13 protein-coding genes are annotated in these 22,848 nt (G+C 48.9%); 10 read left to right on the top strand and 3 right to left on the bottom strand.

Going from position 1 to position 22,848, the window contains the following annotated elements; all coding sequences use genetic code 11:
• The first annotated feature begins 144 nt into the window (after positions 1 to 144).
• Both B5F78_RS11230 and folB read left to right on the top strand, forming a co-directional pair.
• Positions 145 to 558 carry a PaaI family thioesterase gene (locus B5F78_RS11230; protein ID WP_013616180.1) on the top strand — a complete coding sequence of 138 codons (414 nt, stop codon included), beginning with the start codon at positions 145 to 147 and terminating at the stop codon, positions 556 to 558.
• A gap of 4 nt (positions 559 to 562) precedes the next feature.
• A complete protein-coding gene (gene folB / locus B5F78_RS11225; RefSeq protein WP_087406739.1) occupies positions 563 to 934 on the top strand; it encodes a dihydroneopterin aldolase in 372 nt (123 codons plus the stop codon).
• 70 nt (positions 935 to 1,004) lie between these two features.
• On the opposite strand, the gene B5F78_RS11220 is transcribed toward folB, so the two are convergent.
• The 3 genes from B5F78_RS11220 to B5F78_RS11210 all read right to left on the bottom strand — a co-directional run bounded on the left by B5F78_RS11220 (position 1,005) and on the right by B5F78_RS11210 (position 6,225).
• Positions 1,005 to 2,345, bottom strand: coding sequence for a citrate/2-methylcitrate synthase (locus tag B5F78_RS11220; RefSeq protein ID WP_013616182.1), 1,341 nt, complete (start codon positions 2,343 to 2,345; stop codon positions 1,005 to 1,007).
• 122 nt (positions 2,346 to 2,467) lie between these two features.
• Positions 2,468 to 3,736: an NADP-dependent isocitrate dehydrogenase gene (gene icd, locus B5F78_RS11215; RefSeq protein WP_087406738.1), complete on the bottom strand. Its 1,269-nt coding sequence runs from the start codon at positions 3,734 to 3,736 to the stop codon at positions 2,468 to 2,470.
• A 242-nt stretch (positions 3,737 to 3,978) separates the two neighbouring features.
• On the bottom strand, positions 3,979 to 6,225 hold the full coding sequence (locus B5F78_RS11210) for an aconitate hydratase (RefSeq protein ID WP_087406737.1): 2,247 nt from the start codon (positions 6,223 to 6,225) through the stop codon (positions 3,979 to 3,981).
• A 446-nt stretch (positions 6,226 to 6,671) separates the two neighbouring features.
• On the opposite strand from B5F78_RS11210, the gene B5F78_RS11200 reads away from it, so the two are divergent.
• The 8 genes from B5F78_RS11200 (at position 6,672) to B5F78_RS11165 (ending at position 22,428) form a co-directional block, all read left to right on the top strand.
• Positions 6,672 to 9,407, top strand: a complete 2,736-nt coding sequence (locus B5F78_RS11200) for a heparinase II/III domain-containing protein (protein WP_087406735.1) — start codon at positions 6,672 to 6,674, stop codon at positions 9,405 to 9,407.
• Between the two features lie 54 nt (positions 9,408 to 9,461).
• Positions 9,462 to 12,302: a two-component regulator propeller domain-containing protein gene (locus B5F78_RS11195; RefSeq protein ID WP_087406734.1), complete on the top strand. Its 2,841-nt coding sequence runs from the start codon at positions 9,462 to 9,464 to the stop codon at positions 12,300 to 12,302.
• 609 nt (positions 12,303 to 12,911) lie between these two features.
• Complete coding sequence (locus B5F78_RS11190) at positions 12,912 to 13,427, top strand: sigma-70 family RNA polymerase sigma factor (protein WP_087406733.1); 516 nt, start codon at positions 12,912 to 12,914, stop codon at positions 13,425 to 13,427.
• An 89-nt stretch (positions 13,428 to 13,516) separates the two neighbouring features.
• Complete coding sequence (locus B5F78_RS11185) at positions 13,517 to 14,773, top strand: DUF4959 domain-containing protein (RefSeq protein WP_162608534.1); 1,257 nt, start codon at positions 13,517 to 13,519, stop codon at positions 14,771 to 14,773.
• 26 nt (positions 14,774 to 14,799) lie between these two features.
• Positions 14,800 to 18,114, top strand: coding sequence for a SusC/RagA family TonB-linked outer membrane protein (locus B5F78_RS11180; protein WP_087406731.1), 3,315 nt, complete (start codon positions 14,800 to 14,802; stop codon positions 18,112 to 18,114).
• 29 nt (positions 18,115 to 18,143) lie between these two features.
• A complete protein-coding gene (locus tag B5F78_RS11175; RefSeq protein WP_087406730.1) occupies positions 18,144 to 20,171 on the top strand; it encodes a RagB/SusD family nutrient uptake outer membrane protein in 2,028 nt (675 codons plus the stop codon).
• A 47-nt stretch (positions 20,172 to 20,218) separates the two neighbouring features.
• The gene (locus B5F78_RS11170; RefSeq protein WP_087406729.1) at positions 20,219 to 20,605 is read left to right on the top strand and encodes a hypothetical protein; all 387 of its coding nucleotides are present in this window, start codon (positions 20,219 to 20,221) and stop codon (positions 20,603 to 20,605) included.
• Positions 20,606 to 20,919: 314 nt separating this feature from the next.
• Positions 20,920 to 22,428 carry a glycoside hydrolase family 30 protein gene (locus tag B5F78_RS11165; RefSeq protein ID WP_087406728.1) on the top strand — a complete coding sequence of 503 codons (1,509 nt, stop codon included), beginning with the start codon at positions 20,920 to 20,922 and terminating at the stop codon, positions 22,426 to 22,428.
• Positions 22,429 to 22,848: the final 420 nt, after the last annotated feature.

The following is a 22,848-nucleotide window of genomic DNA, read 5'->3' as shown; positions in this document are numbered from 1 at the left end:
CGAAGAACAGGAGCGAAAAGGACCAAAAAATCGCCCAAAGCACACACGAAAACGGATACATCAAGCCAAGAAAAACTTTTTGGAGAAATTCAAAACAGCTTCTTATTTTAATCTGTGTAATCTGTGGTGCTTTAAAAAAGAGGTATGGAAGAAACAGTAAAACATCATTTGTTAGACCGGGTGAAGAAGAACCCGTATGTCAATCATTTGGAGATTGATTTTCAAGAGATAGAAGAAGGCCGTGTGGTAGGGCGCATGCCGTTGAAGCCCGAACAGCGCCAGTATAGCGGAGTGGTGCACGGAGGGGTGTTGGCGGCATTTGCCGATACGGTAGCCGGATTTGCGGCTTATACGATGACGCCTACCGACCGGGATGTGCTGACGGCAGAGCTGAAGACTTCGTTCTTGCGTGCGGCATGGGGCGACGAGCTGGTAGGGATAGGCACCGTTGTGAAATCGGGGTTGAACTTGCAGTTTGCCGAGTGTGAAATCTATTGCGACGGCAAGCTGGTGAGCAAGGCTTCGGGGACATTTTGTGTGGTGCATTCTCTGATTTAGGCGTATGAAAGCGGAAGCGATGTATATCCGTCTGGACGGGTTGAAATTTTATGCCCGTCATGGTGTGTTTCCTCAAGAAACGCGTGTAGGTGCGGAGTTTACCGTCGACCTGTGTTTGCGTACCGATTTTTCGCAAGCGGCGGAGACCGATGCCTTGGAGGGAACCGTCAGTTATGCGGAGGTGTTCGAGCGGGTAAAGGCGGAAATGGAAATTCCTTCCCGTCTGCTGGAGCATGTCGTTTATCGGATAGCCCGCCGCCTGCTGGACGATTTCCCTAATGTCATGGAAGTCACTATCGGCCTGTATAAGCAGAACCCGCCCATGGGAGCCGATTGCCGCCGGGTGGGGGTAGAGGCGATGTATGCACGGAATTAGTTGACAAGGAAACAAGTTGGCAAGGTTTACATATTACAAAGCCTTGTCAACTTGTCAACTGAATAGCGATTTACCTTTCTCCTATCGGCGTGTACGTTACTTCTTCCAATACGTTCTTGTATGCCGGCCGGATGATGCGTCTTCCTTCGAAGTTCAGTTCTTCGATGCGGTGGGCGGTCCAGCCTACGATGCGCGCCATGGCAAAGAGCGGTGTGTAGATTTCTATCGGCAGCCCAATCATTTCGTAGATAAAGCCGGAATAGAAGTCCACGTTCGAGCATACTTGTTTCTTTGTGCCCTTTACTTTCTTGAAACATTCAATGGCGCGTTGTTCCAGCAATTCCAGGAAGGCAAATTCTTTTTCGCACCCTTTTTCGGCTACCAGTTCGCTGGCAAGTTCTTTCAGAAGCACGGCACGCGGGTCGGAAATGGTATATACGGCATGGCCGATTCCGTAAATCAGTCCGCTCCCGTCGTATGCCTCTTTGTGCAGCATCCGTATCAGGTAGGTGTCTATTTCGTCGATGTTGGTCCAGTCGGAGATGACCTCTTTCAGGTGGTGGAACATCTTTACCATCTGGATATTGGCTCCGCCGTGTAGCGGGCCTTTCAGCGAGCCGATGCCGGCTGCAATGCTCGAATAGGTGTCGGTGCGGGTAGAGCTGGTGACACGTACGGTGAAGGTGGAGTTGTTTCCTCCTCCGTGTTCTGCCTGAAGCACCAGCAGCAGGTCGAGCATCCGCGCTTCCAATGGGGTATATTCCTTTTTCATCATGTAAAGGAAGTTTTCGGCTATCGACAGGTTTTCATGCGGGTGCCGGATGTGGAGCGAACGGCCGTGTATGCTGTGCCGGTAAATGTTGTAGGCGTATGCGATGATGGTAGGGAACTTCGAGATGAGTTCGATGGACTGGCGCATCAGGTTGTCGCGCGAGATGTCATCGGGGTTGGGGTCGAACGTGTACATTTCCAGCACGCTGCGCGCGAGGATGTTCATGATGTTCTGTCCTTCCAGGTCGATGATGTTCATGGTTGTCTTCTTGTCGAGCGGCATGTTGTCGTTTATCAGTTCCTTGAAGGCATCCAGCTGTTCGTTGTCGGGCAGTTCTCCCGAAAGGAGCAGGTATGCCACTTCTTCGAATCCGAAGCGTTTTTCCTTTAGCAGGGCATGTACGATGTCGGCAAGGTCGTATCCCCGGTAGAAGAGCTTTCCGGGAATCGGTTTCAGCCCTTCTTCCGTACGTTCATATCCCACTACGTTGCCTATCTTGGTCAGTCCTACCAGCACGCCGGTCCCGTCTTCGTTGCGCAGCCCGCGTTTCACGTTGTATTTCGTAAATAGTTCATTGTCGATGCGGCAAGCCTGCTTGGCGCATTCCGAAAGCTTGTATACGATGTATTCTTTTTTCATGAGTAGTACAAAATTTAAATGATGTTTATTAGAAACGCAGATTAAACCGATAGGTAAATAATCTGTGAAAATCCGTGTTAATCTGCGTTTCTGAACTGACAGATTATTTAAACGAATCAGAGTCAGTTACTGCTTAGCGCATCAATCACCCGTTGTCCGAATTCCATAGTGCCCAAGGGTTTTCCGTTGGGCATGAAGCGGGCGAGGTCGTTGGTCGCTTCTCCCGCTTCGAATAGTTTCTCCAAGGCTTGCGTGACGAGGGTTGCGGCTTCTTCCCAGCCTAAATGTTCCAGCATCATGACCGAAGAGAGCAGCATCGAACAAGGGTTGACGATGTTTTTTCCGGCGATGTCGGGAGCCGTGCCGTGGGTGGCTTCGAAGATGGCATGCCCCGTTGCGTAGTTGATGTTGGCTCCGGGAGCGATTCCGATGCCTCCTACCATGGCGGCAAGCTGGTCGGATATATAGTCGCCGTTCAGGTTCAAGGTGGCTATTACCGCATATTCTTCAGGCTTCAGCAGGGTGTTTTGCAGGAACGCGTCGGCTATGCAGTCTTTGATGATGACCTTTCCGGTGTTGGCGGCATCGGCAAGGGCGGCATTTGCCGATTCTTCTCCCAGGTCTTTCTTTATCTGGTTGTATTGGTTCATGGAGAAAGTCTGGTCGGGAAACTCTTGCTCTGCCACTTCATATCCCCAGCGTTTGAACCCGCCTTCGGTAAATTTCATGATGTTGCCTTTATGCACCAGTGTGACGGAAGTCTGATGATGCTGCAAGGCATACCGGATGGCGGAACGTACCAGCCGTTTGCTCCCTTCGGCGGAGACCGGTTTTACGCCGAAGGACGAGGTCTCGGGGAAACGTACTTTGCTTACTCCCATCTCGTCGTGAAGGAAGGTGTAGAACTTCTGGGCTTCGGGAGTTCCCTGTTCCCATTCGATGCCTGCATAGATGTCTTCCGTGTTTTCGCGGAAAATGTGCATGTTTACCTTTTGCGGTTCTTTCAATGGGGAGACGACTCCCTTGAACCAGCGTACCGGGCGCAGGCATACATAAAGGTCGAGGGTCTGGCGCAGGGCTACGTTCAGCGAACGGATGCCTCCGCCTACGGGAGTGGTCAGCGGCCCTTTGATGCCTATCAGGTATTCGCGGAAAGCATCGAGCGTAGCTTCGGGGAGCCATTCGCCTGTTTGGGCAAATGCTTTTCCTCCTGCAAGCACTTCCATCCATTCGATGGAACGTTTGCCTCCGTATGCGGCTCTGACCGCTTCGTTCACAATTTTCTGGCATACCGGAGTGATTTCGGCGCCTACTCCGTCACCTTCTATATAAGGTATGGTTACACAGTCGGGTACAATCAGCCGACCGTCTTTCATTTGTACTTTGCTCATAATGGATTATTGTTTTAAATTTTTTAATATCCGCATTCTACCCAATTGCCATGTAGGGGCGTATCGCATACGCCCTGAAGGCATCCGCATGGGTTAGTTGATGCATTCGGGCGTATGCGATACGCCCCTACATGGGATGTTTGCGGATATTCAAATTAAATTTAGGTACTGGTAGACCGGATTTTTAGAATGTATTTAAAAACCTAGTCAACTGGTATCTAGTCCCTGGTCCCTGATATTGTTTATAAATTCAATGCCGCTCCGGCTTTAAACCACTTTATCTGCATTTCATTATATGTATGTGCGGCTTCGAATGTATCTTCGCTTCCGTCGGCATGCCTTAACTTGATTTGCAGGGGTTTTCCGGGTGTGAACTCTCTTAATCCGAAGACAGAGATGCGGTCGTTTTCCTGCACTTTATCGTAATCGTCTTTATGGATGAATGTCAGAGCCAGCATGCCTTGCTTTTTCAGGTTCGTTTCATGGATGCGGGCGAAACTCTTGGCAAGAACGACTCTTACGTTGAGGAAACGCGGCTCCATGGCGGCATGTTCGCGGCTGGAGCCTTCTCCGTAGTTTTCTTCGGCTACTACGATGGAGGGAATCCCTTTTGCCTTATAGCTTTTGGCAACGGCGGATACGGCTTCGTATTCTCCGGTCAGGGTGTTCAATACCCAGTTCGTTTTCCCGTTGAAAGCGTTTACGGCTCCCATCAGCAGGTTGTTGGAGATATTTTCCAAATGTCCGCGGAACCGTAGCCACGGGCCCGCCATGGATATGTGGTCGGTGGTGCATTTCCCTTGTGTCTTGATCAAGAGCGGCATGTCGATGAGGTCATTTCCGTCCCACGGTGCGAATGGTTCCAGCTTTTGCAGGCGTTCCGAATCGGGATGTATGGAAACTTCGATGGATTTGCCGTCGGCAGGCGGGGCAATGTATCCGTTGTCGTCTACGGTGAATCCGTTTCGGGGCAGGGTTTCGCCGGCAGGTGCATCCAGTTTCACCTGTTCGCCCTTTTCATTGGTAAGGGTATCGGTCAGCGGGTTGAAGCACAAGTCTCCGGCGATGGTAAGTGCCATAGCCAGCTCCGGTGAAGCTACGAAGGCGTGCGTATTCGGGTTCCCGTCGGCACGTTTGGCAAAGTTCCGGTTGAACGATGTGACAATCGAGTTGGCTCTGTTCGGGTCATCGGTCACCCGTTTCCATTGTCCGATGCACGGGCCGCAGGCATTGGTCATAATGGTTCCGCCTACGGCTTCGAAGGCACTTATCATGCCGTCGCGCCGGGCAGTGCAATAGATTTGTTCCGATCCGGGATTGATTATCAGGGGAGAAGCCATCTTGAGGGCTTTCTCCTTTACCTGACGTGCCAGAGAGGCTGCCCGGCTCAGGTCTTGGTAAGACGAATTGGTGCACGAACCGATTAATCCTACTTCCATGCGGCGTGGGTAACCGTTTGCTTTTACTTTTTCTGCAAAATCCGAAATGGGGCAGGCGGCATCAGGTGTAAACGGCCCGTTGATATAAGGTTCCAATGCCGACAGGTCGATTTCGATGATGCGGTCGTAATACTTTTCCGGTTGTGCCAGCACTTCGGGGTCGGCTTGCAGGCAATCGGCGCATGCCGATGCCAGCCGGGCTATTTCTTCCCTTCCCGTAGCGCACAGGTAAGTTGCCATCTGTTCATCGTAAGGGAAGATGGATGTAGTGGCACCCACTTCGGCGCCCATGTTGCAGATAGTGGCTTTCCCCGTTGCCGAAATCGATGCGGTCCCTTCGCCGAAATATTCAATGATGGCATTGGTCGCTCCTTTTACGGTAAGGATGCCGGCAAGTTTCAGTATCACGTCTTTGGGGGCAGCCCATCCGTTCAGGCTTCCTTTCAGGTGTACGCCGATGAGGCGGGGCATTTTCAGTTCCCATTCCATGCCGGTCATTACGTCTACGGCATCAGCTCCGCCTACTCCGATGGCTATCATGCCCAGTCCGCCTGCATTGGGCGTATGCGAATCGGTGCCTACCATCATGCCGCCGGGAAAAGCGTAGTTTTCCAATACGACCTGGTGGATGATGCCGGCACCCGGTTTCCAGAATCCGATGCCATATTTGGCAGACACGCTTTGCAGGAAGTCATACACTTCACGGTTCACCTGGCAGGCGGCAGGAAGGTCGGTTTGTACGCCTTTGTAGGCTTGTATCAGGTGGTCGCAGTGTACCGTTGCAGGAACGGCTGTTGTTTCTTTGCCTGCATTCATGAATTGCAGCAGTGCCATTTGCGCCGTGGCGTCTTGCATGGCAACGCGGTCGGGGCGGAATGTAGCATAATCTTCGCCTCGCCGGAAGCGGGGTTGTATCTCCGGATGATACAAGTGGGTATATAAAATCTTTTCGGCAAGCGTGAGAGGCTTGCCGCTTGCCTGTTGAGCCGCTTTTACCCGTTTTGCATACGAGGCGTAAAACGTTCTTAGCATGTCGATGTCGTAAACCATAAGACTTTTTGTTTAATGAATTGTTTTTATTTGTCCGCAAATGTAAGAAGAATGTTTTGGAAAAGCAAGATTTTGCAGACAAAGTGTCTTGTTTGATGTGGATCATGCAGCGGTTTGCCAAATTTGCGGCTCGTATATCCGGCGAAACGTTTCTTTGATGCGCCGTATCCTTTCGAAATGCAGCCGAAACGTTTCCGCAGGCTTTCGAAGCCCTCCGGAGTGTTGCCGAAGCGTTTCCGCAGGCTTTCGAAGCCCTCCGGAGTGTTGCCGAAGCGTTTCCGCAGGCTTTTGAAGCCCTCCGGAGTGTTGCCGAAGCGTTTCCGCAGGTTTTCGAAGCCCTCCGGAGTGTTACCGAAACGTTTTACCGGAGATTTTTTTAGAAAAGCATTGAGTATTTCTCATTTCTTGTTCGTATTTTAGGGAAAACTTAATAAACTCATCTATTTATGAAAACAAAAATTTGGATAATCGTTTTCTTCTGTATAAGTGCCAGTTTGCAGGTTGCAGGTCAGGTAAGTGGTTTGCCGCAAGGGCACCCGCGCTTCCTGACCGATGCCGGAGGCAAGGAGGAGACGTTACGGTTGATTGAGGAAGAAACGTGGGCACGGGAGGTGTTCGACGGATTGAAACGGCGTACTGACACCTATGCCGGACGTGAAAAAGGATGGCTGACATCGCGTTTGCAAATGTACTGGAACACCCACGCTACCGACGTATATATAAAAGGAGAGGTGTACGACCATGCCGGAGGCAATCGCGCACCTGCGCCTACGGTGATGTTTACCGGCGCACGCAGCCATGCCACCAACTACCGCCGTCCCAAGCTGGAAGAGCTGGAGCCTTACGCCGAAGACCCGAAGGGCATATATCTGGCGAACGCTACGCTGGAAGGGAATCCCAAGGAGTGGGTGCACATCGGCAAGACGGGGCGCATGATAGAGAGCATCAACCGCGAGATAATGGGCATCGCCCGTGATGCTGCTTTCCTGTGGTGGCTGACCGGCGAGGAGCCGTATGGACGGATGGCGGCATCGGTGTTCGATACGTACATGACGGGCATTTATTACCGCAACGTGCCGGTCGACTTGAATAACGGGCACCAGCAGACCCTGGTGGGCATGACCTCGTTCGAGGTGATTCACGAAGACATCCTGAACGAGTTGGTGCCGTTGTATGATTTCCTTTATGATTACCTGAAGCAGACCCGTCCCGAAAAGATGCCGGTGTATGCCGGGGCGTTCAAGAAATGGATAGAAAACATCATCGCCAACGGTGTGCCTCATAACAACTGGAACCTGATTCAGGCACGTTATATCATGAACGTGGCATTGATACTGGAAGACGATGCCGCTTATCCCGACCGGAAGGGCAGGGGCTATTACATCGATTATGTAATCAACCAATCTTCGCTCCGCCAGTGGTCGCTGAAGCAGTTGGCGGATTACGGATTTGATTCCGCTACGGGCATTTGGGCGGAGTGTCCGGGCTACAGCATGAACGTGGTGGGCGACTATGTTTCGTTTGCCAACCTGTTCGACCGTAACCTGCAAACCGACCTGACCATGCAGATTCCGGTTATCCCGAAGGCGGTAGAAGCCTTGCCTCAATACCTGTTCCCCAACCGGATGCTGTGCGGCTGGGGCGATACACATCCGGGCGCGTTGCGCACCGATGTGTTCCGTTACCTGATTCAGAACGCGCAGCAGTACGGCAAGAAAGCCGAAGAACGGAAATTCACGGCGATGTTCCGCCTGTTCGACACGAAAGCCGGCGAGGCAGGAAAGTCTGCCCGTATGCCGGTGGCGGTCACTTCGTTTTTCGCCGATAAGCCGCTGGTGCTGGACCAGGAGGTGAAAGCCGGCAAGATAGACGACTATGTGACGCCGACGTTTTATGCGCCCAATGTGAGCTGGCTGGTACAGCGCAACGGCATGGACGCACGCAACAGCCTGATGGCATCGCTCAACGGAAGCGAGGGAAACCATGCGCACGCCAACGGCATCAGCCTCGAACTGTACGGAAAAGGCTATGTGCTGGGACCGGATGCAGGCATCGGGAAGACGTTGTATCAAGGTTTGGATTACCTGGAGTATTACAGCCAGTTCCCGGCTCATAACACGGTGTGCGTAGACGGCATTTCGTCGTATCCCGTCATGAAGAGCAACCATGCCTTCCGTGTGCGCAACCTCTATCCGGCATCGGGTGCCAGGGTGGGCTACCAGCCGGTAAGCTACACCAACGTGTATTTCCGCGAGCCCGAATCGTATGCCGACCAGACCCGTTTGGTGAGCATTGTCAATACGGGCGATTCTACGGGATATTATGTCGATGTGTTCCGCAGCCGGAAGATAGAGGGCGGCGACAAGATGCACGACTATTTCTACCATAACTTAGGACAGACGCTGGACCTGCGTGCTTCCGGCGGCGATACGCTCGCGATGCAGCCCACGCAAGAACTGGCTTTTGCCGGGGCGCATCTCTATGCTTACTCTTATATATATAATCAGCGATGCATCGAAACCAGTAAAGATGTCCGGGCTGACTTTACCGTCCGGATGCCCGATGGCGATGATATTACGATGTCGATGTGGATGAAGGGCGAGCAGGAGCGGAAAATCTTCTCGGCTTTAAGCCCGATGACCGAAGGGTTGAGCCGCATCAAGCAGATGCCTTATGTGATAGCCGACCAGCCTACGCTGACCTTTGTGGCACGCCAGCGCGGAGAGGCGTGGACCCGTCCTTTCGTATCGGTATTCGAACCGCATACGGCAAAGAATGCGCCTTCGCGCATCAGGGAGGTACGCTTTCCGGAAGTCAGCGCTACCGGAGAAGGAAGCCATACGGGCATTCAAGTGATACAGACCGACGGTACGGCCGATTGGATTCTCTCTTCCGATAAGGCAGAAGTGCGTTGCACCACGGAAGGGATTTCGGCACAGGCGGTCTATGCGCTCTACCGGCAGAAGAACGGGCAGGGAGCAATGGCTTTCTTGGGCGGCGGAACCTTGCTTGAGGCGGGGGATATCCGCATCGAAGCGGCAGAAGCGGCGGATGTTTTGCTGGTGAAGGAGGCTGGAGGCTGGATGTACACCGCTTCCCGTCCGTGTACAATTACGATGGGTGGAAAAGAGCTTAGTTTGCCGTCGGTGCAAACAAAAACTTCTGTATTGTTTTCAAAGTAGAAAAGATATTGTTATTTTTGTTCGTCTCAAAAAAAGGTAGATTGGTAAATAAGAATGAGAGAACAGCTGAAGTTTATAATAATCATGGTGGGCATCTTGTTGCTCGTGGCGGCACGGGCGGCAGGCATGCCCTTTTCATATAGTTTCCGCAGCCTGTCGGTGTCCGACGGGTTGCCCGATTTGGTCATCAACACTTGCTATAAGGACCGGTCGGGCTATATGTGGTTTGGTACCAATGTGTCGTTGGAACGTTTCGACGGCATTCGTCTGAAGCATTATCTGATAAAGGGGAAAGCCGAAAACCTGAAACGGGTATATGCTGTTGCCGAGATGGCAGAGGGGGAGATATGGGTAGGGTCGGATGTGGGGTTGCTGCATCTGGACAAAGCGACTGATGACCTGGAGGCTGTAGAGCCGGTATTGATAGATGCTCCGGTATATTGCCTCTTGTCGGACGGGAAGCAAACGCTGTATGCAGGCACGCGCAAAGGACTGTTCGTTTACGAGGGCGGCAAGATGCGTCACATCCTGATAGACAAGAACGTGTTTTCGCAATGGAACGAAATCAAAGGGTTGAACATCGGCGAAGACGGCCGTTTGTGGCTGGCTACCTTGAAAGGGGTAGTGGCTTTGCATACCGCTTCGGGCAAGCTGGAGACGTATGCATACCGGAACCCGTTTTACTCGCTGACCCGTATCGGCGGGGTATTGTATCTGGGAACGATGAACGAAGGAATCGTTACGTTCGATACGCAGGAAAAGGCTTTCGGCAAGCTGGTGGATGTGGGCTGCTCGGTCATCTCTTCTCTTTCTACCGACGGCAAGGACCTGCTGTATGTAGGGACGGACGGAAATGGAGTCCATTTCGTGTCGGTGACTCAGCGAAAGGTCGTGAAGTCGTTCCGGCACGAGACCGGAAACGATGCCAGTATCCGTTCCAATTCGGTGTACTCGCTTTTAGTAGACCGCGACGGGTTGCTTTGGATAGGTTTTTATCAGCTGGGGGTGGACTATACGTTGCACAATAACGGGCTGTTTGCGGCTTATCGGTATCCGCCCTATTTGGATACGCGTGACATGCCGGTGCGTACCATCGCTTTCCACCAGGGGGAAAAGCTGGTAGGCTCGCGCGACGGGCTGTATTTTATCGATGAAGACAGGCGGTTGTTCAAGAGTTTTCATAACTTGCGTGCCAATATGATTATTTCCAGTTGCTATTTCGAGGGGAAATACTACATCGGTACGTATGGAGGCGGCATGTATGTGTTCGACCCGCTGACCCTTGAACTGGTTGATTTCGATGCGGCGGAGGGCGAGCCATTCCTGACGGGCCATATATTCTGCATCCGTCCGGATGCGGACGGCGATTTGTGGATTGGCACTTCATCGGGGCTTTACCGCTATCGGGCAGGGAAGCAGGTGGCTCATTATACCGGTTCCAATTCCAAGTTGCCCGAAGGGAATATCTACGAGGTCTTTTTCGACTCTACCCGCAAAGGATGGATTTGTACCGAGAAAGGGCTTTGCATTTGGGATGCTTCGTCGGAAAGCATCCGTACGGATGTCTTTCCCGAAGGATTCATCAACGAAGAGAAAGTAAGGGTAGTCTACGAAGACTCCAGGCACAATCTTTATTTATTGCCCGAAAAGGGTACCTTGTTTGTGTCCGACCTTTCCATGAGCCATTTCTCGCGTTTCGACAACGAACTGCTTCGGGGCAAAACGCTGATGTCGGTGGTGGAGGACAATGAAGGATGGCTGTGGCTCACTACCAACAACGGCATCTATCGCTACGACAAGAAAGACCGGGTGATGCCTTATAGCCTCTCCGACGGTATCTTGAGCCCTATCTTTATCAACTGTATGCCGGTGAAGGACGAAAGCGGCGGACTTTGGTTCGGCAACTCCAAAGGATTGGTTTATCTGGACATGAACAAGCTGAAGTCGAGAAACGTTCCGCCTTATAAGCTGGCTGTTTCGGGAGTGCAGGTTGATGGGGAAGAGGCGGTTCCCGAAGTGTGGAGCAGAGGACAGGCGGACGGCATTTACCTGGACAAGGTGAAAAACAATCTGACCGTTTTCTTTTCGGCACTTACTTATACCCATCCGTCTGATATGTTTTACGAATACAGGTTGGAAGGCGGAGAGGATGACGTGTGGAAACCTTTAATCGGTAAGTCGTCTGTTTCTTTTTACAATTTGTCTGCGGGAGATTATCAGCTCAGGATACGTAGCATCGGGTTTCCCGAATCAGAAATCGCATTGCCTGTTAAGGTGCATTCCGTATTTTGGAGCTGGTTTGTGGCAGGGGCAGGACTGTTGTTTATCGGAAGCCTTGCCTGGTTTCTTGTGCGGAAGAAACGGTCGGGACGCCTGCATGTATCCGGCAGGCAGGAAAGCCAGGATAATCCCGTTACGCAGCCCGACCCGGACAAACTGGTATTGCAGACCATTCTAGACGGTGCGCTGGAAACATACATTCCGCCGATGGAACATTCGGAGGACGAGCCGGCAAAAGAGAAATACAAGGTGCACAAGGTAGACCCTGAAGAATGCCGCCAGCTCCAGAAAATACTGGAGCGGCTGATGCAGGAAGAAAAACCTTATAAGAATTCCGACCTGAAGATTGCCGATTTGGCAAAGATGACAGGATACACCTCGCATACGCTTTCTTACTTCTTCAATCAATACCTGAAGAAGAACTATTACGATTACATCAACGAATACCGTGTGGAAGAGTTCAAGCGGCTGATTGTGGATGAGCAATATGCCAAGTACACGCTGGAGGCGTTGGCAGAAGTATGCGGCTTCAGTTCGCGTGCCTCTTTCTTCCGTTATTTCAAGAAGGTGGCAGGTATCACTCCCAATGAATACATCAAGCAGTTGAACCGTTAAGAAATAATACCTGCAGTGTCATGAAGGCGCAAAGAGGTTCTATTCCTCTTTGTGCCTTTTGTTTTGCCCGATGCAGATAGTTGCGTAGGCAAATGCAGGCAGGTGCGTTGTTTGTAAGATTATTAATCTTCCGGCTGTAAGATTATTAATCTTACACGTGTAGGATTATTAATCTTACAGAAAAGTTACTTATTTGGGTGGAACGATGCAGTTAGGTCAATGGGGCAAGAGAGTTATTTGCCGGTGTGGGAGGATATAAGCTGGGAAAATAGTTTCGGAAATCTGGGGTTAAGGCAGGTGCCCGGTTGTGTATGTTGATGGATAGGCTGGCAGGATATTCTGTTTTGTATGTTGTTTTTGTGTCTTATCGTGTTCTTTTGGGTTATTCTGTTATTATTCTGCAATATGTAAAAGGCAGTAAAACGTCACGTACAGTATCACACAATTATTTGAGACTTCCATTCGTACTCTTCTAATCATTTGAAAAATAATTATTTATTGATTGTTTAGTCTCTATTTATTGAGTGATATAGCTTTTATTCCTGAATAATTTCACATGTAAGATACACTACATATATTTGCATGTAATTCAAAAAAAGATTTAATGATATGGAAAACCGTATTAAAATGTCAGACCAGTTGATAACCGAATATTATGAAGAATACCGTCGGATAGTGTTTTTCTATATTTGCCGTCGTATCGATGACAGGGACGATGCGGAAGATTTGACTCAAGATGCTTTTTTACGATTACTTGAATACCGGATGATGATTCGTCGGGATACATTGAAATATTTCCTTTTTACCATTGTGCGTAATTTGGTAAACGATTATTTACGCCGTTTATATAAGAAGCAGGAAATCGACCGCTATCTGTATGAGGTGCTTCCGGTTTCTGTTACGGATTTGGAGAGCCAGGTGATTGCAAAAGACTTGCGGCGGTGGGAGTACCGGAAAGTTGCTACGCTTTCCGAACAGCGTCGGAAGGTGTATGTGATGAGTCGGTTTCAGTCTAACTCCATTTCGGAAATATCCCAAAAGCTGAATCTGTCCTTTCGTACGGTAGAAAGCCACCTTTTTGTTAGCCGGAAAGAAGTGCGCGAGTTTATCCGTCAGTGTATATGATGAAAGCAATTGCTGTGCGATGAATGGTTGTCGTGGAATTTTTCAGTAGACATTAACTGTTTAAATTTAATTATATGAATAAGCGTTTTATGAAAAGAAGTTCATGGAAATCAGCTTTGGCAAACGGAATTTTTGCCCTGATGATTTTAGGAGTCTTGCCAACAGGAATGACTTCCTGTTTAGACGAAGCAGACAAGCGGGTAGAATTGGATAATTCAGCTCCTGCCCAAGTAAGCAATATACAGGCAGAAGCAGGACCGGGTGAGGTGTATTTGACGTGGGATATTCCACAAAGCGCAAGTTTTATGTATACAAAAATCGAATATCTTGACGCCAAGGGGGAAAAACAATATCAGATTATTTCGAAGGAGCGGGCAGATGCTGAGGGACGGTGCAACACTACCATCAGTGGATTCATCAATACATCTCCGGTGAATTTTGCATTTTATGCATGTGCGGTAAAAGGCAACAATATGGGGGCAGTTGAGATAGAAGCTTCTCCTGGAGCACCAGCATTTACTGCTATCGTACAAGGTATTACCGTAGACCCTGATGAAGGCGGTGTATTGATTAATTACGTGAATGATTTCAGTGTGTCTACTTTTGTCCAGATAGACTATCATGCTGTAAGTGATGCCTCGAAAGCCGGGAGTACGAGTTTTGAAGTCGGGGCAAATTCATCCGGAAGCCAATGGGTACGCTTGTCTTATGGCAATGAATTCATTGCAGGTGAAGAATGTCTCCTGACGATTGCCGGAAGAGATGCGGCAGGCAATGTGTCTGAAGCACGTGAAGTACGGGTAACTCCGATTCCGGTAACCAAAGTAGACCGTACGTTATGGTCATTCCCTGGATACGATGACAATTCGGATGCAGGAACAATCGGATACAGTTCACAGGAAACAAAAGGTGAAGGCGGTGGTAAGTCGCCTGCAGGTCGTGTAATCGCTATGGTAGATGGTGACGTGAATACATTCTGGCACGCTACATGGAAGAGTCAAGGCACCAAATATCCGCATTGGTTCATTTTGGATATGGGTAAGAATGTAAAAGTCAGCAGCATTGAGTTGCTCCGCCGGCAAGGTAAGGATGGAGCCAAATGCCAGACCGGCCAGCAATTCTATTTATGCTCTGAAGAAAATGCAGTCAATCCGACCGCTCCCGATACGTGGACATGGGATGATCGTGGAGAATATTCGTTCGATGCCAGTCTGGAAACTCCGCAGGCATACCGTATGACCGGAACGCCGAGTGCACGTTATATAAAGGTGTACTTTGGCGAACAATATAAAGGTACTGGCGACCAGGGTATGCTGGCAGAAATCAATGTATATACAACCGAATAAAACTCTAATGCTAAAAAATACATAACATGAAGAAAAAAGTAATATTTGTGGCAGTATTATGCCTGACGGCTTCCTTGCCTTCGGCTTATGCTGCAAAAGATGCAGGTTCCGATGCTGTGCAGCGCGTCCAGCAAAGCGGAAAAAGAATCACCGGTAAGGTACTTGATAATACCGGCGAACCGGTTATAGGTGCCAGTGTTACGGTGAAAGGTACGACAAACGGCACCATCACTGATATGGACGGAAACTTTACATTAGACAATGCTTCGGGCACATTGGTAGTTTCGTTTATCGGGTATAGTCCGGTGGAAGTGACTATTGGGGGGAAGACTTCATTCACCATCACGTTGCGCGAGGATGACGAGTTGCTCGATGAAGTGGTTGTCGTAGGTTATGGCGTTCAGAAGAAAGCTTCGCTCACCAGTGCCATTAGCCAGGTGCGTGGTGAGGATGTATTTGCCAACCGTGGTATAACCAATGCCACTACGGCTTTGCAGGGAGAGGTGCCGGGGCTGACCATTACCCGTTCTTCTTCCCGGCCGGGTAGCGAAGGGGCAGCCATGAAAATCCGTGGTGATATTTCTATTAACGGCAATGGTGCTCCGCTGGTGATTATTGACGGCATGTCGGGCTCACTTGATGACCTGAATGCCATGAATCCCAATGATATTGAAAACATTTCGGTATTGAAAGACGCTTCGGCGGCTATCTACGGTGCCCGTTCGGCAAACGGTGTCGTACTGGTTACCACCAAGCGTGGACAGAAAGGGAAGGCGCAGATTACCTATAACGGTTCGGTCAGCCGTACGATTACGGGTATCAAGACACCTTATACTAATAATTTCGAATGGCTGGATATGTTTTTCGAAGCGCAATATTGGGATACGGCATGCAATCCGAACTATACAGACCCGCGTGAAATTTATCAGAATATCAACTGGTGGATTTTCAACAATGCCGATAACGGTGGTTCTGCCATTGACGGACATTTGTCGCCTGGTGGTGTACCTACGTTCTACCGGGGAGCAAATCTGTTTAATGCCATGCGTGACGGGGAAGTGCTTACGCTGGATAACGGAACCTTTATCGAGCGTTGGGACCCGTATGTATATCTGGAAGATGAAATGTACGGGCAGGCTACATCCAACAAGCATGCGATTACCCTTTCCGGTGCCGATGATAAGTTCGGCTATTATGCTTCGTTGAGCTATTCGAACGAACAGTCACAATTGAAAGTTGCCGATGACGGACAGAAGAAATACGGAGGACGTCTGAACATGGACTACCAGGCCTTCGATTTCCTGAAGTTTGAAGTAGGTATGTCGTACGAAAAACAGGATGTGTCTACTCCTTCTACAGGTGTAGGAGAGGGGTACATGGACTGTTGGTTCTGGCCCATATTCAATGTCAATGGCGATCCGCTGGATGTCTTTTCCGGTAACCGTAATCCGATAGGAAAAATTATTAATGGTGGGCAGAATACCAATACGTTCAGTAATTTCCGTGGAAATGCCCGTGCCATTCTGGACTTGTCGAAGTGGGTCACTCAGGGATTGAAACTTTCGGTAAATGGAAATTATAAAATGGCAAGAAGGGAATATCAGGAAGTGAAACGTCCGATTAGTTTTTACGATTGGTCAGGTCAGCAGGTGATGGGAACGTTCCAGTCGCCGGGTTCGCTGAAAGAAGAAATCCAACGGTGGGAGAACATTACAGTGGGTGCACAGGTCGATTATAACCGACTTTTTGCCGATGTGCATCAGGTATCTGCCATGTTGGGTATGACGGCTGAACAGGAAACTTGGAAAAAAGTGACGGCAGCCCGTAATCAGGGTGAAATCTATCCGGGTGCCGGACTGTCTGACCTGGAAGTATGGACAAACGGTGATAACAATACGGCAGGTGGCGGACAAACGTCGTGGGGATTTGTGTCCTATCTGACCCGTTTGAATTATGTGTACGATGACAAATACTCCATAGAGTTCCTGGGACGCCGCGATGGTTCTTCGCGTCTGTCGGAGAAACAGCGTTGGAAAAACTTTTTTTCAGTATCCGGATTCTGGAGAATTTCGCGTGAGAAATTCTTGAAAGACCTGGATTGGCTGAGTGATTTCAAGGTGCGTTACAATTACGGTAAGACCGGTAGTGTGACCGGTATCGGAGAGTACGAGCGTTATGCCTTGATTAAAACCGGAAATACTTTCTTCGGCAGAGGGGATGCTACGCAGCACACTTCGATGTGGCTTGACGGAATCCGTTCGGACGACCGTACGTGGGAAACCATTCTGAGCCATAATGCCGGTGTGGACCTGGCTTTCCTGAATAACCGTCTGAGAGGTTCGTTCGATTATTTTGTCAAAACCAACGACAACATGTTTATTCCGGTGACTTTTCCTGCTGTGTTGGGAGCCAGTGCTCCGTTGAGCAATAACGGTAAGCTCCGCACCAAAGGTTGGGAAATTACGGCAGGTTGGTCTGACCAGGTGAATGGTTGGAAATATAGTATCAACGGTTCATTGTCGGATGCTTCTACCGAACTGTTGGAAATGACAGGAAATACGAACATACCGGTAGCTGGTTACAACAACAGCAATAACCGCCTGATAGGCAGACCGCTGAATTCGATTTACGTTTATCAGACCGACGGATTGTTCCAGACACAGGAAGAGGTGGATGCTTTTTATGAAATGTATTATTGGAATGCAGACCATACCGGGCCGAAACCCGATAACATCTTGCCGGCTCCATCTGAAACAGGAACCAATACCCTCCGTCCGGGTGCACGCCGGTTTGTAGACCGTGATGGTGACGGTGCGATTACGCAGTATGATTTGTATTACATCGGTGATGCGGCACCTCGTTTGACTTTTGGCTTGAAAGGTACTTTGGAATGGAAGGGCATTGATTTTTCAGTTTTCTTCCAAGGCGTAGGAAAACAGATGTTGTTGAGAACAGGAAACGTATATGCCCCGTTCATTACCAACTATGTGCGGCAGAACCGGAATTTCTTGGGAAAAACATGGGCACCCGATAATACCGGTGCCGAATACCCGATACTTTCGCGTGACCAGAACTTTAACAAATTCAATTACAATAACGTCGATGCCAGTGTGCAGAAAAACCGGTATATCCGTCTGAAATCATTGATTGTAGGATATACCCTGCCGCAGAAGTGGACGGCAAAGGCAGGCATCAACAAACTGAGGGTTTACTTCTCGGGTGATGACTTGTGGGAATGGACCAGTGTAAACGACGGATACGACCCGGAACGTGGAGAAGCATCCAACAATGGTTTCCCCTTCAGCCGCTTGTTGACTTTCGGGGTGGACGTTACATTTTAATACATATAATCTAATAAGGAGTAAGTAAGATGAAAAAAATATTCAACCAATTTTGTTTAGCTTCTGTGGTGGCAGTCTCTTTATCGCTGAATGCCTGCAGCGACTTTCTGGAAAAAGAACCGTTGTCGCAAGGTACAGAAGCCATCACATTCCAGACACCTGAGCAGTTTGAACAGGCTGCCAATGCCCTGTATAATACAGACGGATGGAAAGACTTGAACGGTACAGCCTATGCTAATATGGACAAGAATCTGGACATTTCCGGTTTGGGAGCGAACGGCGGAGGCTCGGCACCTGAAGGTGACTGGCGCTGGGATAAGATTTACGGGCATATCCGTACATCGAACGTTTTGCTGGAGAAGGCAGCAGAATATGGTAATCAAGATGAGATTGCAGTTTCAATAGGTACAGCATATTTTTTCCGTGCATGGCAATATTTTACATTGCTCAAGACATTTGGCGGTGTACCCATCATCGACCATGCACCCGATATGAGTGATGAAGTATTGTATGCTCCGCGTAACAGCCGTTACGAGGTAGCAGCTTTTATTGCAGCTGATTTGGAAAGAGCCATACCTTTGCTTCCGCTGGAACAGGATATTCCGGAGACTGATAAAGGAAAGGTAAGCCAGCAGGCGGCCAAGTCTTTCCTGGCACGTGTGTTGCTGTATGAAGCAACGTGGGAGAAGTATGTACCGTCTATCGACTACGATTTGGATGGTGACGGAACGGGTTCAGGGGCAGGTACAACCAAACCTGACAACTATCAATCCATCAATGATATGCTTGCCCGTGCTAAAGAGTTATCGAAAGAAGTGATAGACGATGCCGAAGCCAATGGCACTTTTGCTTTGTGGAACGAATGCGATTCGTTGAGTTACTACTATTTGTTTAACATTGACGATAAAGGTGGAAATATCTGCAACTTCCGTGGGGCAGGCAAAAGCACGAACCGGGAATTCATCTTTTTCAAAAAGTATGATTACGACCTGAACCGTGGGGGGATCAATCTGACTCATACGGTCATTACCTGGCAAGCTACGAATATCAGTGCCAGCTTCGGTGAATCGTTCTTATGCCGTAACGGACTTCCTATCCGTATCAGTTATACCGGCAACATGGCAGATGCCCAGAATAATCCGGAGTTCTTGGGTTATGGAGAATTTGAAAGCGAGTTCCGCAATCGTGACTACCGTTTCGTGGGCTGTGCTTTCTTGCCCGACCGTGTGACCTGGAGCGGGCGTCCGGAAGACAACCGCCAGTGTACAGAACTGGGCAAGCCTTATCCAGACCCTGTGTATCCCGCCAGCAATGATGTGAAAAACGAGAATGACCCAGCCTATAACAGTCCGTTCCTCATTACACGTCCTACGCTCCGCAACAGCAGCACGCATGCCACTTATGGAAGCCGTAAATATTTGCCTGAAGGAGCCGGACGTCCGCAGAATACAGAATCGGCAGATTATCCGCTTATCCGTTTGGCGGAAGTGTACTTAATCTATGCTGAAGCAACCTGTGAACTAGGCAATGGAAACATTTCGGATGCCGATTTGGATTTCTCCATCAACAAGACCCGTGCCCGTGCCGGAGTGGCTCCGCTTACCAACAACCTGATTGCCAATGTATGGGATGCCGGATATTTCGACCACGCTACCGGGCATACGATTTGCAAGAAAATGAACATGCTTGATGAAATCCGCCGCGAACGTGCTTGTGAACTGTTCGGTGAAGGTTTCCGCCTGGATGACCTGAAACGTTGGGGTATCGCCCACATCAATCTGACTGGACAGAAACTGGGACGCCACGTCCTGAATACGGCTTATACCAAATATACGGCAAACGACTTGAATTATTTTGGAGAACCGTGTTATTATCCGGAAAGATATCCGTTACTTCATGGCATTTACGAAGGCAGCGGCCCGAATGACCCCGACTATGGACGTTCTATCGCTACATTGGCATCGGATTTGCTTTTTGAAAAGCGTGAATATCTGGCTCCGATCCCCTTGGCACAGATACGTCTGAATCCTCAGTTGAAACAGAATCCGGGATGGTAATTTGAGAATGAGATAAGAAATATAGAACCCATAAACCATGGCATAAAATGAAAACTTTGAAATATATTTTTGGAATCTTAGTAGGGGCGTTGATGTTTGCTTCTTGTGAAGATGAAATAGGAAGCCCCAATATCGATTCGCGTGACTTTATTGATGTGCAGAATGCCAAAGCAATTGTAAGTAATGACGGAACCTATTATGTCCTTACCCAATACGAGGATCCGGATACAATTACCAAATACAATCTGAAAATGAGTGTATTTATTGTCGACCGTGAGGAAGATGCAGCTAAGGTAGAGGCATTGAATGGAGCACATTATGTAAACTTTAGCGGCATCGGGATGAAAACCGATTACCGTCCGGAAGGAACAGATATGAATAAGGACCACTACAACCTTATGCTGATTAATATCAGTGCCCGTGACGGACAATAAAATTGTTGTCCCTATGATTACCTGTTATAGAATCCGTTCAGAAGAAGACTTGACACCAAAAGCTGCATGGCAATAGGTTTTAGTATCAGATAAATTTCTAAATTTGAATATCCGCAAACATTCCATGTAGGAGTAAAATGCGGATATTCATTTTTTAATAGTAAGTCTGTATTTGCTTTCATTGGGGCATACTCTCTTGCTTTTTCGGGGAAAAATAGTTATTATTGCAAAGTGAATGTCCGCAAACAGCCCATGTAGGGAAAATGAGGATATTCGTATATTTTACAATCATAAACCGTAACACGTAAATTCTTATGAAACCGATTTTTCTAAAATGGACCTTTGCCGTATGCTTTTTGAGTATGGTTTATGGCATACAGGCACAGTCTTATGTATGGATATGCAGTACAGAAAACAATTATTGGAAAGAGGATGAGACCAAGCTGCAATCCCGTCCCGTTCAGACTCCTTTGCTGGAAATAGATGGGACAGAAAAAGGCGTTCCTTTCAAGGCATGGGGTACGACGTTCAACGAGTTGGACTGGGATGCCCTGCTGGTGCTGACCCGTGATGAACAGGATGAAATTATGCATAACCTGTTTGCTCCCGACGGAGACTTGAAGTTTACCCGCGGACGTATCCCGATGAATGCCAGCGATTATGCCCGTTCGTGGTATAGCTGTGACGAAGTGGCAGGCGACTTGGAACTGCGTTATTTCAATATCGACCGCGACAAGCTGGGCATCATTCCTTTGATTCGTGCCGCCCAGAAGTTCAATCCTCGCTTGACTTTCTGGACATCTCCCTGGAGTCCGCCAAGCTGGATGAAAATCAATGGAGATTACCCGGTACTGAGCAGCCGTTTCAACCGGCAGGACAAGCGTTTGGACTATCTGCTGTATGGCTCGCAAGACGGGGTAGACGAGGATGAGATGAAATTCTTGGGCGAGCGTGAAGGGCAATTCCCCCGAAAACTGGCTACACAGGATTATTTCATTCAAGACCCTCGTTACCTGCAGGCATACGCCAATTATTTTTGTAAGTTCATCGATGCCTATAAAGCCCAGGGGGTAAACATCGATATGGTAATCTATCAGAATGAAGCCTACAGCTACACGCCTTATCCGGGCTGTGCCTGGACAGCCGAAGGCACGATACGTTTCAACCGTGATTATTTGGCTCCTGCCTTGAAAAAGCATCATCCGGATGTGAAGCTGTATTTGGGTACGTTTAATACCAACCGGCAAGACCATGTAGAAAAGGTATTAAGCGATGACCGGTTGCGTGCCTGCATCGAAGGGCTTGCCTTTCAGTGGGAAGGACGTCAAATCCTGCCTGCCATACGCCGTCAGTATCCCGGTTTCCATTATATCTGTTCGGAAAGTGAATGCGGCAACGGAGCTATGGACTGGAAGGCGGGCGAGCATACGTTCTTTTTGATAAGTGACAATGTGGGCAATGGTTGCGACGAATGGTTTAATTGGAACTTCTTGCTTCCAAAGCATGGCACCAGTCCTTGGGGATGGAACCAGAATGCATTGATAGAGCTGGACAGTGAAACACGGACGTTCCGCTATACGGCAGAATATTATGCCGTGAAGCATTTTTCTCATTTTGTCGTTCCCGGAAGTGAAATGATAGGCTATGCTCCCAAAGAGAAAGACGGAACGATAGCGGTGGTCTACCGTACTCTTGAAAAGAAAATTGTCGTTATAGCAGGCAATTTGGGCGATACGCCGCAGCCGGTAAGCGTGAAGATAGGGAAGAAATACCTTAACGTGACGCTGGACGCACATTCCCTGCATACTTTTGTCATGAAGTAGTTTGTTGGTAAATGAATTTCACCACAGTATAAATGAAGTGGCACGATGAAGAAACGCAGCTTCACGCAGATTTTCGCAGATTATAAATAATGAATGTCCGCATTTTGCCCAATAAGGAGTTAAAAGGAGTTATTTCAAGGAGTTAAAAGGAGTTAGAAGCCAATACTTTTGCTCATGGGAGCCATAGCAGGATTAACTCCTGCCGAAGGCATAACTCCTTCTAATTCCCTTTTATACTATGGGCATTTGGCGGATATTCAAAAAATTTAAAAGCCTCTGTGTCCTCTGTGGTGAATCCCGATCCGCATCACCTTATTTGCTGAATGTCACATTTTCTACATGTTCGCCGATGAAAATCCGTGCCATATCGCCTGTTTTGTACCATGCAGGTTTGCCGGGCATGTCGTCGGAGATAACCGT

Source organism: Bacteroides sp. An279 (genome assembly GCF_002159615.1).
GTDB classification, from domain to species: Bacteria; Bacteroidota; Bacteroidia; order Bacteroidales; family Bacteroidaceae; genus Phocaeicola; species Phocaeicola intestinalis.
This window is presented reverse-complemented; position numbering and strand designations above follow the sequence as displayed.

Coding starts and splice junctions, on each gene's coding strand:
- B5F78_RS11230 (WP_013616180.1), top strand. CDS start 145: ATGGAAGAAACAGTAAAACATCATTTGTTAGACCGGGTGAAGAAGAAC.
- folB (WP_087406739.1), top strand. CDS start 563: ATGAAAGCGGAAGCGATGTATATCCGTCTGGACGGGTTGAAATTTTAT.
- B5F78_RS11220 (WP_013616182.1), bottom strand. CDS start 2,345: ATGAAAAAAGAATACATCGTATACAAGCTTTCGGAATGCGCCAAGCAG.
- icd (WP_087406738.1), bottom strand. CDS start 3,736: ATGAGCAAAGTACAAATGAAAGACGGTCGGCTGATTGTACCCGACTGT.
- B5F78_RS11210 (WP_087406737.1), bottom strand. CDS start 6,225: ATGGTTTACGACATCGACATGCTAAGAACGTTTTACGCCTCGTATGCA.
- B5F78_RS11200 (WP_087406735.1), top strand. CDS start 6,672: ATGAAAACAAAAATTTGGATAATCGTTTTCTTCTGTATAAGTGCCAGT.
- B5F78_RS11195 (WP_087406734.1), top strand. CDS start 9,462: ATGAGAGAACAGCTGAAGTTTATAATAATCATGGTGGGCATCTTGTTG.
- B5F78_RS11190 (WP_087406733.1), top strand. CDS start 12,912: ATGGAAAACCGTATTAAAATGTCAGACCAGTTGATAACCGAATATTAT.
- B5F78_RS11185 (WP_162608534.1), top strand. CDS start 13,517: ATGAAAAGAAGTTCATGGAAATCAGCTTTGGCAAACGGAATTTTTGCC.
- B5F78_RS11180 (WP_087406731.1), top strand. CDS start 14,800: ATGAAGAAAAAAGTAATATTTGTGGCAGTATTATGCCTGACGGCTTCC.
- B5F78_RS11175 (WP_087406730.1), top strand. CDS start 18,144: ATGAAAAAAATATTCAACCAATTTTGTTTAGCTTCTGTGGTGGCAGTC.
- B5F78_RS11170 (WP_087406729.1), top strand. CDS start 20,219: ATGAAAACTTTGAAATATATTTTTGGAATCTTAGTAGGGGCGTTGATG.
- B5F78_RS11165 (WP_087406728.1), top strand. CDS start 20,920: ATGAAACCGATTTTTCTAAAATGGACCTTTGCCGTATGCTTTTTGAGT.